The sequence below is a fragment of the Rhodococcus sp. D-6 genome (assembly GCF_040256695.1).
In the GTDB taxonomy this organism is placed as follows: domain Bacteria; phylum Actinomycetota; class Actinomycetes; order Mycobacteriales; family Mycobacteriaceae; genus Rhodococcus; species Rhodococcus pyridinivorans.
In genome coordinates this window covers 3,461,473-3,476,927 of the sequence record NZ_CP132970.1, presented here as the reverse complement: position 1 = coordinate 3,476,927, position 15,455 = coordinate 3,461,473, and the positions used below count along the sequence as shown (strand labels likewise).

The window sequence follows — 15,455 nt, the reverse complement described above, 5'->3', positions numbered from 1 at the left end:
CGGAGGTTGCGCGGCACGGGAAGCGGACGCTGCGAAGATAGAGGCATGGCAACTGGACGGCTCTACGGTGGACGCGCAGGCGAGGAACGACAGGCCGATCGGCGAGCGCAGCTGATCGAGGCCGGTCTCGATCTCCTCGGAGCTGCCGACGGCGAAGCCACCCTGTCGGTGCGCGGTGTCTGCAAGCGCGCAAGTCTGGCCTCGCGCTACTTCTACGAGAGCTTCGCCGACCGCGACGAGCTCACCGGTGCCGTCTACGACCACGTCGTCCAGCGCATCGCCGAGAGCACGCTCGCCGCCGTGGCCTCGGCACCGGCCGACGACGACCGCGCGATCGTGCGGGCCTGCGTCGAGAACATCGTCCGCGAGATCGACGAGGACCCGCGGCTCGGCCGCATGCTGTTCTCCGTCAGCCAGGCCAACACGCAGCTCGCGAAGCGGCGCCTCGACTCGACCCGCATGTTCGCCGGGCTGGTCACCGCCCAGGCCGAGAACATCTACGCCATCACCCCGAGCCCCCGGCTCGACCTGGCGGCGCACTACGTCGTCGGCGGACTCGCCCAGGCGCTGACGGCCTGGCTCGACGGCACCGTGCCGCTGAGCCACGACGACGTCGTCGAGGAGTGCACCGAACTGCTGATCACGATGTCGGCCCAATTGCGACGCGACTCGGCCACGTAGAACCCCGCGGCCGCGCGATTGTTAACCTCTACGCGTGCTGCTCTCCGATCGCGACATCCGCGCCCAGATCGCCTCCGGACATCTGGGCATCGACCCGTTCGATCCGGAGCTGGTGCAGCCCTCGAGTGTCGACGTCAAACTCGACAGCCTGTTCCGCGTCTTCAACAACACGCGTTACACGCACATCGACCCGGCGAAGCAGCAGGACGAACTGACGTCGCTGGTGCAGGTTCCCGAGGGTGAGCCGTTCGTGCTGCACCCCGGCGAGTTCGTGCTCGGATCGACGATGGAGCGGTGCACCCTGCCGGCCGACCTCGCCGGTCGCCTCGAAGGCAAGTCGTCGCTGGGCCGCCTCGGTCTGCTCACGCACTCGACGGCCGGGTTCATCGACCCGGGTTTCGACGGGCACATCACCCTCGAGCTGTCCAATGTCGCTAACCTGCCGATCACCCTGTGGCCGGGCATGAAGATCGGTCAGCTGTGCCTGTTCCGGCTGACGAGCCCCGCCGAGCACCCGTACGGCAGCGCGAAGGTCGGGTCCAAGTACCAGGGCCAGCGCGGGCCTACGCCGTCGAAGGCGTACCTGAACTTCGTGCACAAGCATCCCGACGCGCGCCCGAGCTAGTTCGTCCTGCGCACGTCGCAGACGAACCCCGGGGTGAATCTCGTCCGTGCGGTCGGGCACCCTCTCGCCCGGGTTAATCTCTGCATGTGCGCGTCGCTGCGGTCGCCACCACACTGCTGCTCCTGCTCGCGGCCTGCGCGCAGGACACCTCGTCGCGCCCCTCGCCTCCCGAGGATCTCCCGGTAGTGCGTGCCGACGGTGACCGGCTCGTTCTCGACGGCCGGACGTGGTGGCCCGCCGGACTCAACGCATACCAGCTCGGTACCCGCTGGGAGGTCAACCACGGATGCGGTGCCGAGGTGGACCTCGACGACTTCTTCGGCACGCTGGCGCCGCGTTCGATCGTGCGTTTCGACGCCTTCCAGTCCCACGCTGTCCACCGGATCGGCGGCACGCTCGACTTCACGGCGCTCGATGCCGTCTTCGACGCCGCCGAGCGGCACAGGGTGTACCTGATCCCGGTGCTCGCCCCGCAGGACAGTGATTGCGACGCGGGTGGATACAAGCAGGCGGACTGGTACGACGCCGCTTGGCACGACCCGCTGCCGGGGCATGTGCTCGCCTACGACGACTGGGTCGCGACCGCCGTCGAACGGTGGGGTTCGTCACCGGCGGTCGCGATGTGGGAGCTGATCGGCGAACCCGAGACCGCGACCTGCACCGACGACGAGTGCACCCTCGAACGACGCGAGTGCTTGCCGGGCGGTGCTCGGCTGCTCCGCAACTGGATCGACGAAGCAGCCGGCATAGTCCGCGAGCACGACCCGGACCGGCTCGTCACCGTCGGCACCATCGGAGGCGACCAGTGCGGTTCCGCCGGCGACGATTTCGCGACCGTCACCGACGCCGAGCAGCTCGACGTGGTGCAGTACCACGACTACGACGACGCACAGTTCCTCGAACGGCGGCTCGACGGATTGTCGAAGCCGATGCTCGTCGCCGAACTCGGTGTCCGGGCCGGTTCGTGCCGCGCGGTGAGCGAACGTGCCGATATCGTCGACCGCACGCTCACGCGGTACCGCGATCTCGGGGCCGATGGCGCACTGATGTGGTCGTTCGTCCCCGACCCGCGACCGGACGAGTGCACCTACGACATCGGCCCGGACGACCCGGTCCACTACGTCCTACGGCGTCACCACGGCTCAGGGTGACGTCCGGTCGAGTACCCGGAAGAGTCGCCAATTTGGTTGTTCGGCACCGTCGTTGGGGATTTCGAGTTCGAGTACCGCGATGTCGCTGCCGGTCTCGTAGATGGTGGGGTAGCGGCGGTTGACGGCGTCCGATGTTCCGCGGCTCTCGTTGGGGACGGTCAGGATGTACTCGACCCCGGAGGCGGAAGGGCGGTTGAGCACGGCCGTGAAGTCGGAGTCCGAAGGGATGACGAACGTCTCGGGGCGTTCGGTGGCCGAGAAGATCGCGAACCCGTAGACCGTGTCCATCAGCACCGAGCCCGGCGGTAGGTCCATCGCGTCGAGGTATTCGGCGATGCGCCGTTCCGTGGAGAATGCCGCGATCACCTGTCGCTGCTTCTCACGCACCTCGGACGGATCGTTGTCGTCCGGGAACAGGACCGTGCGCAGCGCGTGCTGTTCCTGCGACAGGGTGGGCGAGCCCATCGCGACGAACGTGACGGGCAGGCTGCACACCAGGAGCACCGCACCCAAGGGTGCTGCGCCGCTGGGGTCCTCCGTCCTCGGAACGGCATGCGGCCCGGGGCGTCGCGCCGTGAGCAGTCCACGTCGCGGAGCCAGTTGTACGACCCACACCGCGAGCAGCGGGATCGCGCAGATGTAGAAGCGCAGGAACGGGAAGGTCATTCCGCGTGCATAGGACAGGGCCGCGAAGCCCAGGACCGCGCCGAAGACGACGAACGGCACGAGCGGTTCGAGATCGCGTCGTCGCCATGCGAGCACCGCCACGACCGGGATCAGCAGCGGAAGCGCCGGCCCGAGCACGACGGTCTCGGCGAGCGAGAAGGCGATCGCACCGAGCCCGCCCGACGACCCGCCACCGCTCTGCTCGAGGATGGCGGCGTTGCCGTAGGCCGAGGTGAACTGCGCGAGCCATTCACCGGTGACGAGCCAGCTCGTCACGGCGAACGCGACGAAGGCCAGGGCGAGGGGAGCGGCGACGAGGATCGCGTCCATGATCGCCGGCTGCCATCCCGAGCCGGGAGCGTACCGTCGCGATCGGTACCGGACGAGCAGTGCGACGAAGACCGTCACCGCCCCGCCGACGGCCAGCGCGTCGTACCGCGCGAGATACGCCAGTGCCAGGGCGATTCCGGCCAGCGCCAGGTCGTGGATGTCGTCGGTGCTGCACCAGCGGATCAGACGACGCGCGGCCCAGCACAAGGCGAACAGGAACGGCGCCTCGCTCATCCCGTTCGCGCCGTAGTAGACGATCATCGGGTTCAGGGCGAACACCGCCGTCACCGTCCACACGAACCACGGCGTGCAGCCGCGATCGCACGCGATGCGGTGGATCTGCACCGCCGCGCCGGCCATGAACGGCGCCGACATGAGCACGGCCGTCACCGCATAGGCCGACAGTCCCGGGAACCACGCCGACAGTCCTGTGAGGGGCACCTGGACGAGCGCGGTGAGGGGTGTGAACACGAAACCGATGGCGGCGAGGTGCGGGTCGCGGCTGAGCAGCACCGACCGCGCAGCGCTGACACGGCTGAGCGAATCACCCTGGTAGTACTGCACGTCCAGCGCGAGCCACAGTCCTACCACCAGATAGATCAGGCAGGCGGTCCAGAACACCCACGTGCTGCGGGTCCTCACGACGACAACCCGTGGAAGGTCTTCTCCCAGTAGGAAGGATTACGGATGAGCTGATAGGTGCCTTTGATCGCCGCGATCGACATGAGGACCCAGTAGAACGGCACGGTCAGGCACGGCCACCACAGGTTCGAGTGGCCCGTCTCGCGGCACGCCACGAAGTTCATGTACATCACGGCGACGTTGCCGAACACGAGCGAGATCAGCGCGGGGAAGTAGGCGTACCAGGGGAAGATCTCCTCGATCAGTTCCGCCTGGCCGAGCAGCCACGCGAGCGTCGTCATCCAGAACACCATGTTCAGGCACGCGATGATCGGCGTGCCCGCGAGCAGGGTCGTGAAACGCAGCATCCCCGCGGTGCCGATCACCCGCCACAACCGGACGGGCCGGCGCATGTGGACCAGCCAGGTCTGCAGATAGCCCTTGTACCACCGGGATCGCTGCCGCACCCAGTTGATCGGATCGCTGTTCGCCTCCTCCAGCGTGGTCGAGTCGAGAACCGCAGTGGAGTAGCCGGATTCGGCGATCCGGACGCCGAGGTCGGCGTCCTCGGTGACGTTGTACGGATCCCACGCACCGATCTCGTCGAACACCGATCGGCGGATATGGTTCGACGTCCCGCCGAGCGGGATCGGCGAGTGCGACTTCATCAGTCCGGGCAGGATGAAGTTGAACCACAGTGCGTAGTCGGCGGTGAACCAGCCGGTCAGCAGATTCTGGGTTCCGTTGTGGAAAGCCAGCTTCGCCTGTACACATGCCACGTCGTCGCCGAGACGGTCGAAGACGACGACCACCCGACGCAACTGCAGGGGCTCGGGGAGGTCCTCGGCGTCGAAGATCGTGACGATCTCACCGGTGGTGAAGTGCAGTCCGTAATTGCACGCCTTCGGTTTCGTCCGTGGGTCGGCGGCCGGGACGAGCAGGATCTCGACGCTCTCGCCGAGCCCGGCCTTCTCCGCGGCCTCGATCGTGACGGTGTCGTCCTCCTCGAGGAGCAACAACACCTGGAGCTTGTCGGCCGGATAGTCGAGCGCGGCCATCGCGGCGAGCAGATCGCCCACCACCTCGGGTTCGTTGTAAGCGGGGACGAGCACCGTGTACGGCGGCAACTGGTCGTCGGTGAGGGCGAGAGCTTCCTCGTCGTCGACGATGAACTGCGCGTCGCGTGCCATGCCGCGGGTGAACAGCAGCAGCCGGTCGGCGAGGGTCGCGATGTACCCGAAGGTGCACAGCACGGTGAAGACGATCAGGGTCGGTTTCGTCGCCACGACGAGCGCGAGCGCGAAGGCCCCCGCGAGTGCGAATCCGAGGTATTTCTGCCACGGCACGAACGCGACCGACGCCGACGAGACGGGGCTGCGTTCGCGCAGTCCGTGCACCGCTTCGTGCAGGGCCGCGGTCCGGTAGGCGTCGAACTCGACGGTGTCTTCGGGCGGAACATCGTGTCCCGAGCCGACGTTCACTCGCCCTGCCATTGCGCCTCCACGAGTTCGCGACCCACCTCGATGAGCATGGAACGGTCCTTGTACTCGGGATCGGTGTCCTCGACGGTGCCGTTGCCGCGCAGCAACACTCGCATCAACGTGCGCGCATTGGTGACGGTGTTCGGCTCGGGCTGCGGGAACGGCGCATCGAGTTCGTGGTTGTCCACCGTCAGCAGGCTCACCCGCTGGGCGACGGTGTCGCTGCGGGTCCACACGAAGCTGAGCAGGCTCCACGTCAGGAGCAGGTTGTCGTCGACGACGGTGAAGTACTCGGCGGTGACGCCGCGACCCAGATCGACATATTCCTTCGGGCTCACCCGTGATTTGCCCAGTGCGTACATCGATTCGGTGGGGTACACCGCGAACGAACCGACACGACGCACCTGCAGTGTCTGCACGGCGACGGTGCGGGGACGCAGCAGCCGATCCCACTCCGGGTTCGGTTCCTCCGCCCGGAGCATCTGCCGGCGCAGCACCGATCCCTGACGGAAGTATGCGCGGGGCCAGTCGTAGTCGACGGACGACAACTGCACCCATCCGGATGGGACGATCTGGGTGGCGGTGCCCGAGTAAGGGGGCCCGACCGAGACCGGCGTCAGGCGCTGGTCGGGAAGCGGCACGAGTGCGGCGAGCAGGGTGGCCACCGCGACGCACATCGCTCCGCGCACGGCCTGGGGAACCGACACCGGATTCGGTGGCAGCGTGCGTGGCGCGAGCCCGCGGTAGGTCCACAGATAGGCACCGGCCCCGACGACCACCGTCGCGACCACCGCCGGCACGTACTGCGACACGGCGATGGGTGCGTCCGGCCACCGCTGATCGACCAGGACGAGCACCACCAGACCGGTCACGAATGTTGCGGAGCCGTAGAAGAATCCGCGGGCCCGGGTGCGCCGCGTCGCGAGTCCGACAGCCGTGGCGGCGAGCACGAGCGTGACCTGTCCCGCCGCGAGCTTCGTGCCCCCGGCCTCGACGAGCACGATCCGGTAGAGCACGGGCGAGCTCAGGAAGAGCATCGCCCACGCCTGCCAGTACGCCGCGGTCACGCGCAGACCGAACATCGCGACGCACGCCCCGCACACGAACACCCACGCGGCGAGCACGTCGAGGTGCATCACCTGATAGTTCGTCGCGTAGCGCGGCATCAGCAGCCCCTTGATCGCGAGCGCGATCAGCAGCAGGAGCACCGACGTGATGATGTCGGTCTGCCGGTCGTGGATCGGCAGTTCGTTCTTCCGCTGCCGCGTGATGCCGATCGCAACGATCGCGACGAGAGGAGGCACGATGAGGACGTAACCACCCGTGGTGCCGGTGCGGATCTCGTCGAGCAGCTGCAGCCAGGTGGAGTGGAAGCCGATCAGGGTTGCGGCGACTATCGCGATCCACCGATTGGTGGTGTGCAGCATCGCGTTCGTGAAGAACCGCTCGATGAACGACGGATGCTCGGTTGTCGTGGTCATCGTGTTCACCGCGACTGCGGACGGCGCCGACGGGTGAGCAACCACACCGCGGCGCCCGCCGCACCGACGACGAGCAGGACGACCCCCGCGACGACCACTGCGGTCACCGTGCTGTCCGATTCCGACGACGCCGCGTCGACGTCGTCGTCCCGGGTGTGGGGATCGATGAGGGTGATCGGTTCGCGGTCGGGCGCGGTGAACAGCACGCTGCCCTCGAGTTCGAACCAGCGACCGGGCTCGGCGGCGAGCCAGTCGAGCGTCCGATCGAGTTCCTCGGGAGCACCGGTCGACGTGGCGACCAGCACGGTGCGTCCGTCGTCCCGCACGACCTGCAACGAGGCGAAGTCCACCTCGGTGCCGAAAGTGAGGCTGGTGCTCTCGCCGTCGGCGTTGCGGACCTCGAACCGGCGGTCCTCGGTGCGGACGAGCGGCAGCTGCGACTGCAGATCTTCGGGCAGGAGACCGTTCGCGGCTACGATCACTGCCGGTCCCGACGAGGCGAGCGCTTCGTCGATCGTCACCCATTCGGGGTCGAGCGGACGGCTGGTGAGCGACTGGAGCCCGGCGACGAGCTCGACGGCACGGGCGACGTCGACGAGGCTGCGATCGGAGGTGGCGACGTCGACCTTCGGCATCAGCGTCTGGGGCAGCGACGGGAAGCCGACGGGCAGCGGCGGATCCGCGAGGGTGCTGAAGACACGACTGCCGCCGTCGATGCGCAGGGTGACGGGTTGCTGCAGACCGCACTGCTGCTGCGCGCCGGTGGTGCGGAGTTCGACACTGATGTCGGTGAGCCGCCCGAGGGCCGAGTTCGGAACCGTGACGACACGGTCGATGACGCCGCTCGCGTCGGCGGCCCACGAATCGAGCATGATGTCGCCGACGGAGACGGTGATCGACCCGCCCTGGGTGGCGGGGAGCGGGGTGTAGGTGCCCTGCAGGTCGATGCGCACATCGCGCACCGGCCGCCCGAATTCGGTCTGGTCGAGGAAGAGGTGTACGTCGGCGAGGCCGAGACCGCTCGTCTCGAGGTCGGACACGCGTAGGTCGTACAGGGTGGTCGAGTCCGGAGCGAGGATGGGCGGGACGTCGAAGGTGCCGACGGCGACGTCGGAACCGACGGCAAGACCGGACAGGATGCTGTTCACCAGGCCTACCTGGTCGAGGAGGGTCTGGGCGTCGCCTCGGACATACAGGGCGGGCGGCCCGTCGGGCACCGGCACGACCTCCGCACCCGTCTGGTCGCCCTCGCTGACGACGATCTGCCGGACGAGCGGGGTGTCGGCTGCAGGGGGTACGCCGTTCGCCGGGAGTTCACGTACGTCCACGGGCACCTGCCGCCCGGGATACCGGGCGCTCACGGTCGCTGCGAGGTCGAGGGCGACGCCCGCTTCGGCGTCCGTGGGGTCCTCGGCCAGATACAACTCGAGGCGATCGAGGACCGGCGGGAGGTAGTCGGCGACCGCTTGCGGCGCCGCGGGTGTGCCCGCGTACCGGACCAGACCGTCGCGCAGACGTACCGAACCCAGCGTCCAGTCGTCGGGGCAGATGTTGTCGACGGCGACCAGGTGCAGATCGAGCGAGACCACCGCGGCGCCGTTCTCCACCTTCGCCCCGGCGAGCGGAATCGTCAAGGGCACGATGGCGCCACCGGGCGGCAGTTCCACGCGGGTGAGCAGGCGCCCGTCCGAGACGACGTCGATCCATCCGCGCGCGACATTCGTGGGCAGTTCGGCGGTGGTGTCCAGGAAGGCGGGAGTATTTCCGGCCGGGACAGGAAATGCGAGTGTGACGACATCGGAATTGCCACGGAATTCGATGTTCGGCCCGAGCCCGAGCTTGCGGGTCGGGAATGCGACCTCGCCCGGAGAAGTCGGTTCCGTCGGTTCGAGATCCTGCGCTGCAGCGGTAAGCGGGTTCGCGCACAACGTCATCGAGGCGGCAAGAGCCAGCACGAGGGTGCGACGGGAACGGCGACCGGTTCTGGGCGATGTCACTCGAGCAGCGTATTGCGTCCGATCACGAGAATATTGCAGACGCGGCGACAATTCGGTGTGACGTTGCGCTGTTGTAACGGAACGACGGCCGGCCTCGATTTCAGCCGACGACTCGAATCGGACGAATCAGGAGGCCCCGTGGCGGAAGCAGCGAGGGATCGGACGGTTGCGGCGCCGTGAGCGATCCGCTGTTGTTCGTCGCGCACACCGGTGAGCGGTCGGGTGCCGAGAAGGTCATGCTGATGCTCGTCGACGTCGCTCTCGCGCAGGGGCGTCGGGTCGTGGTGGCGTGCCCTGACGGGCCGCTCGCCGACGCCCTCCCGGCCGGATGCGTCCGTGTCCGGTTGCCCCGGCTGGGCATGTGGGGTCAGAGGGGAGTCGGGCGGATCGCGGGCCTGGCGGGTCTTCCGGTGCGGTGGCTGGTGGGAGCGCGCAGGCTCCGTCGCGTGCTCTCCGCGGAGCGGCCGCGGGTCGTGTGCAACTCGTTGTTCGCATTGCCGTCCCTGCGGCTCGCCGTGCTCGGCACGTCCCACCGTGAACGTGCCGGGTGGCTGGTGCACGACACTCTGTCCTCCCGTAAGCAGCGCATCGTCGCCCGGATGGGCAGGGGTGCCGTGGGTGGAGCGGTCGCCGTCTCGCGGGCCTCGGCCGTGCCGGTCCGTGAATGCGGATATCCGGTGGTCGTCGCACCGCACGGCGTCCCGATCCCGCCTGTTCCATCCCGGTCGACATCTCCCGATGCCTCGACTCCCGAGGACTCGACTCCCGATGCCTCGACCGTGCGGGTGGGCATCCTCGCGTCGGTGACGGAATGGAAGGGACACCGCGTCCTTCTCGAGGCGGTGGCCGAGGTGCCCGGGATCCGTCTCGATGTGGCGGGGGAACCGTTCCCCGGCGACGAAGCCTTCCTCGACGAACTGCGGCGTCGCGCACACGCCCCCGACCTGCGCGGACGAGTGTCGTTCCTGGGTCGGGTCGATCCCGCCGAGGTCTTCGCGGTGTGGGACGTGATGGTCTCCGCGAGCACCTCGCCGGAGGCGGGGCCGCTGGTCGCACTGGAGGCGATGGCGCACGGTGTGCCCGTCGTCGGCACCGATCACGGAGGGACCGCCGAGCACCTGGCCGACGGCGCGGGACTGCTCGTTCCGCCCGGCGATGCGAAGGCTCTGGCAGAGGCGTTGCGGCGACTGATGTCCGCTCCCGACCTGCGGAACGACATTGCCGTCACCGCGCGTCGCCGGGTGGAGGAGCGCCACGACATCGAAGTCACGTTGCCGGCCATGGTGAACGCCTTGTGGGCGACGGGCGTCACATCGTGAGGCGGCCTCGAGTATTGCTTTTGCAACCATGTTGTGATCGCCGATGTTTGGTGTTCCCGGCGGATTCGCGCACACTGTGAGCCATGTGGGTGTGGATCGCATCGGCGCTGGCGGCGTGGCTGGGCCTCTCGGCTCTCGGCGCGCTCGCGGTCGGTCGGTTCCTGTTCGTCTCCGAGAGGGAGGAACAGCTCGTCGAGATGCAGCGGGAGCAGCGCGATCCTGCGAATCCTCCCGTCGCTTCCTGACACGCCGGACGTCCGCCTGCGCGATACTCGCGAGTAACAATTTCTCGTGTCTAGACTCGGTTCCGCGTCGTCCTCCTGTCCCCCATGTGAGGACGGCCGCACGGGTCGGTTACCCCCCATCACCGGTTCGTGCAGAAGCCCCGGCCGATCCACCACCACGATTGCCGGGGCTTCACCTATTCTCGGGCCTGTTTCCGGCGGAGATATCCTGTCGCTCATGACCGAGCAGGCTCCCCGCGTCGCGATCACCTATTGCACGCAGTGCGAGTGGCTGCTGCGCGCCGGATGGATGGCGCAGGAAATGCTGAACACCTTCGGTACCGCTCTCGGCGAGGTCGCGCTCGTTCCCGGGACGGGGGGAGTGTTCCGCATCGTTGTCGACGACACGGTCGTGTGGGACCGCAAGGAGGACAAGGGCTTTCCCGAGATCGTCGTGCTCAAACGGCGAGTGCGTGATCTCGTGGAGCCGGATCGTGATCTCGGGCATGTGGATCGGGCCGCCCGGGCCGATGCCCCACCTCGTCGCGACAGCAACGACATCTAGCGGTAACGTTCTCGTATATGTGCCCGCGTTCTACGCGCGTCGGGCACGGTCGACGGCGTGCCGCTCACGAAAGTGGTCGCCGACATCGAAATACGGGGAGGAAAATCGATGAATTCTGTTGCGAAGAAGGCTGCAGTCGCGGCCTCCGGTGCCGCACTGCTGGCACTGGTCGTTCCGGGCGTCTCGTCCGCTGCGGGTCCGAGCGTCTCGGCGAAGGCGGAGAACGGCGCCATCGTCGTCGACTTCGATCTGACGCGCGCCGACGTCGACCGCGGCGTCACCTGCGTCACCTACGTCCTGAAGCCGGGCACCGTCGACACGGCCGATCCGTCGGGCCGCATCGACGCGCAGCCCGCCGGCACGAGCTTCTCGGTGACCAACACGAGCACCTCGAGCGCGCTGTACATCAAGGACGGCGCACCCTCGCAGGCCGGCCCGGAGTCGATCACCGACGGCACCTACAACGTCTTCTGGGGCTGCCAGGACGCCTCGGGTGCGCAGTACGAGAACATCTTCGACGCGTCCGGTCGCCCCTTCACCGGTGGCATCTCCGTCACGGTCGGCGACGGCGGGTCCGCACCGCAGGGCGAGTCGGCTCCGCAGGCGCAGTCCGCGCCGCAGGCCGAGTCCGCGCCCGCACCGCAGGGCGAGGCCGCGCCCCAGGCCGACAATGTTCCGCCGGCCCCCCAGTCGCAGCCGGAGCCGGTCGACCCGCTCCAGTTCGCGATCAAGTTCCTGCGCGACTTGATCGGCGCCTACCTCTGATCGGAGTCCACACTCCGATCCGCACGTGACGGCATCGGCGGCACCCATCGGGTGCCGCCGATGCCGTTTTCGTGCCGACCCTGTAGGTGTGGTCCGGGGTCGATTTCTGTGGCAGTGGAAGGAGAAGGGGTGGACGCCGCCTCGATCGCGACGGTTCTCGCATCGTCGCTGCAACTGCGACGTGCGTACGGCGCGAGCATGCGGCCGCTGACGTCCGGGGGCCACTGGTCCGAGGGTGACGGCTGGTGGATCGGCATCACCGCAGCCCCCGACCCCGACTACAACCTCGCGCTCGTCCACGGCGGCGACGTGACCGCTCACGCCCAGCATGTCTACGAGACGCTGACGGAGGCCGGTCACCCGTCGATCGTCCTGCTCGCCGGGGACGGCCTCGGCGCCGCCCAGGTTCTCGCCGACCACGGCTGGGTGTGTGCAGGTTCGCTGGACCTGACCTACCTCGTCGCCCACGACGCTCCGATCGATCCGGGCCTTCGGGTTCTCGGCGAGGACGACATGGTGCATGCCCGCGAACTCGCCGCCGCGACCTTCGGGATCGCCCCGGGGACCGCCGCGGTCGCCTACGCCGACGTCGTCGCCCGCACCACCGGCGTCGAGGTGATCGGGATCTTCGACGACGCGGATGCGGACGACGGGGCTGCAGCTCTGCAGTCCTGCACCCTGCTCGTCGACAGCGGACCGATCCGGACGGTGTGGTCGCTCGGCACCCGCACCGGCCGGCAACGTCGCGGATACGCGAACCGGCTGATCCGGGCCGGCGCCGCCCACACCCACACGCAGCGCGGCCCGGTCGCGATGTGCGGACTCACCAGGCCGCGTGTCACCCCGCTCTATCTCGCGGCCGGAGCGCGCGTCGCCGAGACCTGGCAGATGTGGTCCCGTCCGCGCTGGCTGCTCGGCAGCTGACGGACGTTCGGGTCGGTAACATTTGCCCGATTCGTCGCGACACACTGGCGACGTGCCCACTCCCGGGGCGACAGCGAAAGGCCTGTGCATCGTGTCCGAACGAAGCATCCGCGACGCCGAACTGCGTCGTGAGCTCGGTGTTCCTCCCACCGTCGATCTTGTGGGGCACGCCCGCGATCTCGCTCGCGTGGCCGTGCCTGCCGCACTCGTCGCCGCGCTCGCCGCGGTCGCGGTCTTCTCCGTCCGTGACAGCGGCCCTGGGGTGTACGAGTCGTCGCTCGTCGCGGAGATCCGCTCGTCGGCATCCGTGTCCGGCAACGACGCGACCCTCGGGCAGCTCATCGCTCCCTATGTCGCGCTGTCGCAGGACTCGGCGGTCGTGGCCGCGATCGCAGCCGAGACGAACGAGGACCCCGCGAAGCTGCCGTCGAGGATCGACGTCGGCTACGGCTCGTCGCCCACCCTGCTCACCGTGACCGCCCGCGACGACTCGCAGGCCGACGCCGACCGGCTCGCGCAGACGGTCGTCACGCAGCTCGACCGCGCACAGACCGAACGCAATCGCGTCGCCCTCGACGCGCGCATCGCCGAGCTGGACGCGGTCGTCGCCGGTCTGCGTGCCGACCTCGCCGCGAGTATCGCCACCGACGAGGAGGGCGTAGCCGATCCGGTGGTGCAGGCCGAACTCGATGCGCGGCTCGAGCAGCTCCGGCAGGCACGCTCGGGTGCGAGCCTCGAATACCTTCAGGTGCTGTCGATGCCCGCCGGTACCGGGACGAAGGTGTCCCCGATGCCGCGCACCGAGGCCGCGGTCGCCTTTCTCGCCGTGTTCGTCCTCGTCGCCGAGTTGCTGGTCGCGCTGAACGGACGCTTCGGAGCGTCGAACAGCCCGGCCTGGGCCCGGCGGGTCGCGCGCCGCCACCGGACAGCTGTGCAGATCGAGCGCGACGATCGGGAGACGCTTCCTCTCGACACGATCGTCATGCTCGGACAGCGCGCTTCGCTCGGCGACCACATCCTCCTCCTCACCGGCGAGGGCGTGACCGTCGAGACCGACGCCTTCGGCGATGCCCGCGACCGGATCGTGTGCTGCGGAGTCGGGGAACGGTGGTGGATCCGCGCGAAGACCGAGGGGCTCGCGCTCGCCGTGATCGTGCTGCAGGCCGGGGCCGAGGAGCGAGCGCAGGCGGAGGACACACTGCGTGCCCTGGCCGAGATCGAGGTGCCCACGCGTCTCGTCCTGCTCGGTGCAGGACGCGAGTTGGTGCCCGTGCTTCCGGCCCGGCGCCGCGAAACGGCCGTGGAGGCGGCTCCCGAGCCCCCGGCTCCCGTCCCGGCCGCCGCACCTGCACCTGCACCTGCACCCGCGGCGCCTGCACCGCGACCGGTGCCCGACGACCGTCGCCGGGCTCCGCAGCCGGTGCCGTCGCAACCCGAGTCGCTGTTCGTCCCGCCCCAGGATTCGGCCTACCGGCAGTACCGCTACGACGAGGGGCACGACTACGGATACGCCGACCGACAGAGCTACCGGGACGGGCACGCTCATCCCGAGCAGAACGGTTACGGCGAATCTCGGGAGACGTCGCGCTACTGACCGTGTTCCCGCCCGAGTTGAAGCTTCGCGCCGACAGGCTATAGTGATGGCGGTCACTCCAGGGGATGGGTTTGGCCTGCGCAGCCGAGCACATCGGCGTCACGACGAGGAAAATGATTTGTCTATCTGCATTTCCGGCACACCGCAGCACAGCACCGCGACGCCGGGAAGCACCGAATGGATCAAGGCTCATCTCGCCCGCATGGACGACGGTGCGGGCTCCGCATCGCCCTCCGAGGACGTCGCCACCGAGAGTGTCGTCGACGCGCGCCGTTAGGCTCATCTCCAGGACTGCACAGAGGACCAGCCGGGTACACGTGCCGTGAACCGGGCGACGGAGGGAGCGAGACATGAGGGAGTTGTTCCGAGGACAGCTCGACGACCTGGTCGAACGTCTCGGTGAGCTCGCCGCGGTCGCAGCCGAAGGGCTCGACCTGGCCACTCGCGCCCTGTTCGACACCGATCTCGACGCAGCCCAGGCCGCCCTCGATCTCGATGCACGGATCGCCGAACTCGACACCGACTGTGCCGAGCGAGCGGTGCGGATCCTCGCCCTGCAGGGTCCCGTGGCCGCCGACCTGCGGTTGGTCTTCTCCGCGGTTCGTATCACGGGCGATCTCACCAGGATGGGCGAACTGAGCCTGCACATCGCGCGGGTCGTACGGCGTCGCCATCCCGAGTCGCTGGTGTACGACCTCCTGCGCGACGATCTTCGCCGGATGGCCGAACTCGCCGCGCAGATTGTCGCGATCCTGCGCGACGCGTTCACCGACTTCGACCTCGAGACGATCAAGGGCACACACGCCATCGAGACCGAACTCGATGCGGTGCACTCGCGACTGCTCACCCTGCTCGAGAGCCCCGAATGGGACGGCGACATCCGGACCGCGGTCGACACCGCACTCCTCGCGCGTTTCTACGGGCGGTTCGGCGACCAGGCCGTCGACGTCGCCGATCGGTTGATCTTCTTCGTCACGGGCCAACGACCAGCTGCCTGACTTCGCCGCGCGTACTGCCGCGAACCGTGCGAT

15 protein-coding genes are annotated in these 15,455 nt (G+C 68.4%); 11 read left to right on the top strand and 4 right to left on the bottom strand.

The features are described 5' to 3' along the window. Positions 1-45: 45 nt before the first annotated feature. From RBB84_RS16155 to RBB84_RS16145, 3 genes are all read left to right on the top strand, one after another. On the top strand, positions 46-681 hold the full coding sequence (locus RBB84_RS16155; protein WP_006552639.1) for a TetR/AcrR family transcriptional regulator: 636 nt from the start codon (positions 46-48) through the stop codon (positions 679-681). Positions 682-715: 34 nt separating this feature from the next. Then, positions 716-1,306, top strand: coding sequence for a dCTP deaminase (dcd, locus tag RBB84_RS16150; RefSeq protein ID WP_016696219.1), 591 nt, complete (start codon positions 716-718; stop codon positions 1,304-1,306). 86 nt (positions 1,307-1,392) lie between these two features. Beyond that, positions 1,393-2,457 (top strand): hypothetical protein, encoded by a 1,065-nt coding sequence (locus RBB84_RS16145; protein ID WP_064256163.1) that lies wholly within the window; start codon positions 1,393-1,395, stop codon positions 2,455-2,457. On the opposite strand, the gene RBB84_RS16140 is transcribed toward RBB84_RS16145, so the two are convergent. The 4 genes from RBB84_RS16140 to RBB84_RS16125 are packed head-to-tail and all read right to left on the bottom strand — an operon-like array spanning position 2,449 to position 9,033. Then, positions 2,449-4,095, bottom strand: coding sequence for a glycosyltransferase family 39 protein (locus RBB84_RS16140; protein WP_197481829.1), 1,647 nt, complete (start codon positions 4,093-4,095; stop codon positions 2,449-2,451). The genes RBB84_RS16145 and RBB84_RS16140 overlap by 9 nt on opposite strands. Then, on the bottom strand, positions 4,092-5,567 hold the full coding sequence (locus RBB84_RS16135) for a glycosyltransferase (RefSeq protein WP_064256164.1): 1,476 nt from the start codon (positions 5,565-5,567) through the stop codon (positions 4,092-4,094). The genes RBB84_RS16140 and RBB84_RS16135 overlap by 4 nt, the downstream gene beginning before the upstream one ends. Then, positions 5,552-7,036 carry an archaeosortase/exosortase family protein gene (locus tag RBB84_RS16130; RefSeq protein ID WP_231911999.1) on the bottom strand — a complete coding sequence of 495 codons (1,485 nt, stop codon included), beginning with the start codon at positions 7,034-7,036 and terminating at the stop codon, positions 5,552-5,554. The genes RBB84_RS16135 and RBB84_RS16130 overlap by 16 nt, the downstream gene beginning before the upstream one ends. Positions 7,037-7,041: 5 nt before the next feature. Beyond that, on the bottom strand, positions 7,042-9,033 hold the full coding sequence (locus RBB84_RS16125) for a hypothetical protein (RefSeq protein ID WP_064256166.1): 1,992 nt from the start codon (positions 9,031-9,033) through the stop codon (positions 7,042-7,044). A gap of 176 nt (positions 9,034-9,209) precedes the next feature. Here RBB84_RS16125 and RBB84_RS16120 point away from each other — a divergent pair, with 176 nt between their 5' ends. The 8 genes from RBB84_RS16120 (at position 9,210) to RBB84_RS16085 (ending at position 15,422) form a co-directional block, all read left to right on the top strand. After that, complete coding sequence (locus RBB84_RS16120; protein WP_064256167.1) at positions 9,210-10,352, top strand: glycosyltransferase family 4 protein; 1,143 nt, start codon at positions 9,210-9,212, stop codon at positions 10,350-10,352. Positions 10,353-10,435: 83 nt separating this feature from the next. Continuing rightward, entirely contained in the window at positions 10,436-10,597 is a 162-nt protein-coding gene (locus RBB84_RS16115; RefSeq protein WP_019290926.1) for a hypothetical protein, read from the top strand. A gap of 217 nt (positions 10,598-10,814) precedes the next feature. Next, a complete protein-coding gene (locus RBB84_RS16110; RefSeq protein ID WP_024102010.1) occupies positions 10,815-11,141 on the top strand; it encodes a SelT/SelW/SelH family protein in 327 nt (108 codons plus the stop codon). A gap of 108 nt (positions 11,142-11,249) precedes the next feature. Beyond that, on the top strand, positions 11,250-11,906 hold the full coding sequence (locus RBB84_RS16105) for a hypothetical protein (RefSeq protein ID WP_024102009.1): 657 nt from the start codon (positions 11,250-11,252) through the stop codon (positions 11,904-11,906). 129 nt (positions 11,907-12,035) lie between these two features. After that, the gene (locus tag RBB84_RS16100; protein WP_006552627.1) at positions 12,036-12,830 is read left to right on the top strand and encodes a hypothetical protein; all 795 of its coding nucleotides are present in this window, start codon (positions 12,036-12,038) and stop codon (positions 12,828-12,830) included. A gap of 91 nt (positions 12,831-12,921) precedes the next feature. Next, on the top strand, positions 12,922-14,424 hold the full coding sequence (locus tag RBB84_RS16095) for a hypothetical protein (protein ID WP_156666076.1): 1,503 nt from the start codon (positions 12,922-12,924) through the stop codon (positions 14,422-14,424). 118 nt (positions 14,425-14,542) lie between these two features. After that, on the top strand, positions 14,543-14,701 hold the full coding sequence (locus tag RBB84_RS16090; protein ID WP_156666077.1) for a hypothetical protein: 159 nt from the start codon (positions 14,543-14,545) through the stop codon (positions 14,699-14,701). 73 nt (positions 14,702-14,774) lie between these two features. Beyond that, positions 14,775-15,422, top strand: coding sequence for a PhoU domain-containing protein (locus RBB84_RS16085; protein WP_024102005.1), 648 nt, complete (start codon positions 14,775-14,777; stop codon positions 15,420-15,422). Positions 15,423-15,455 lie beyond the last annotated feature (33 nt).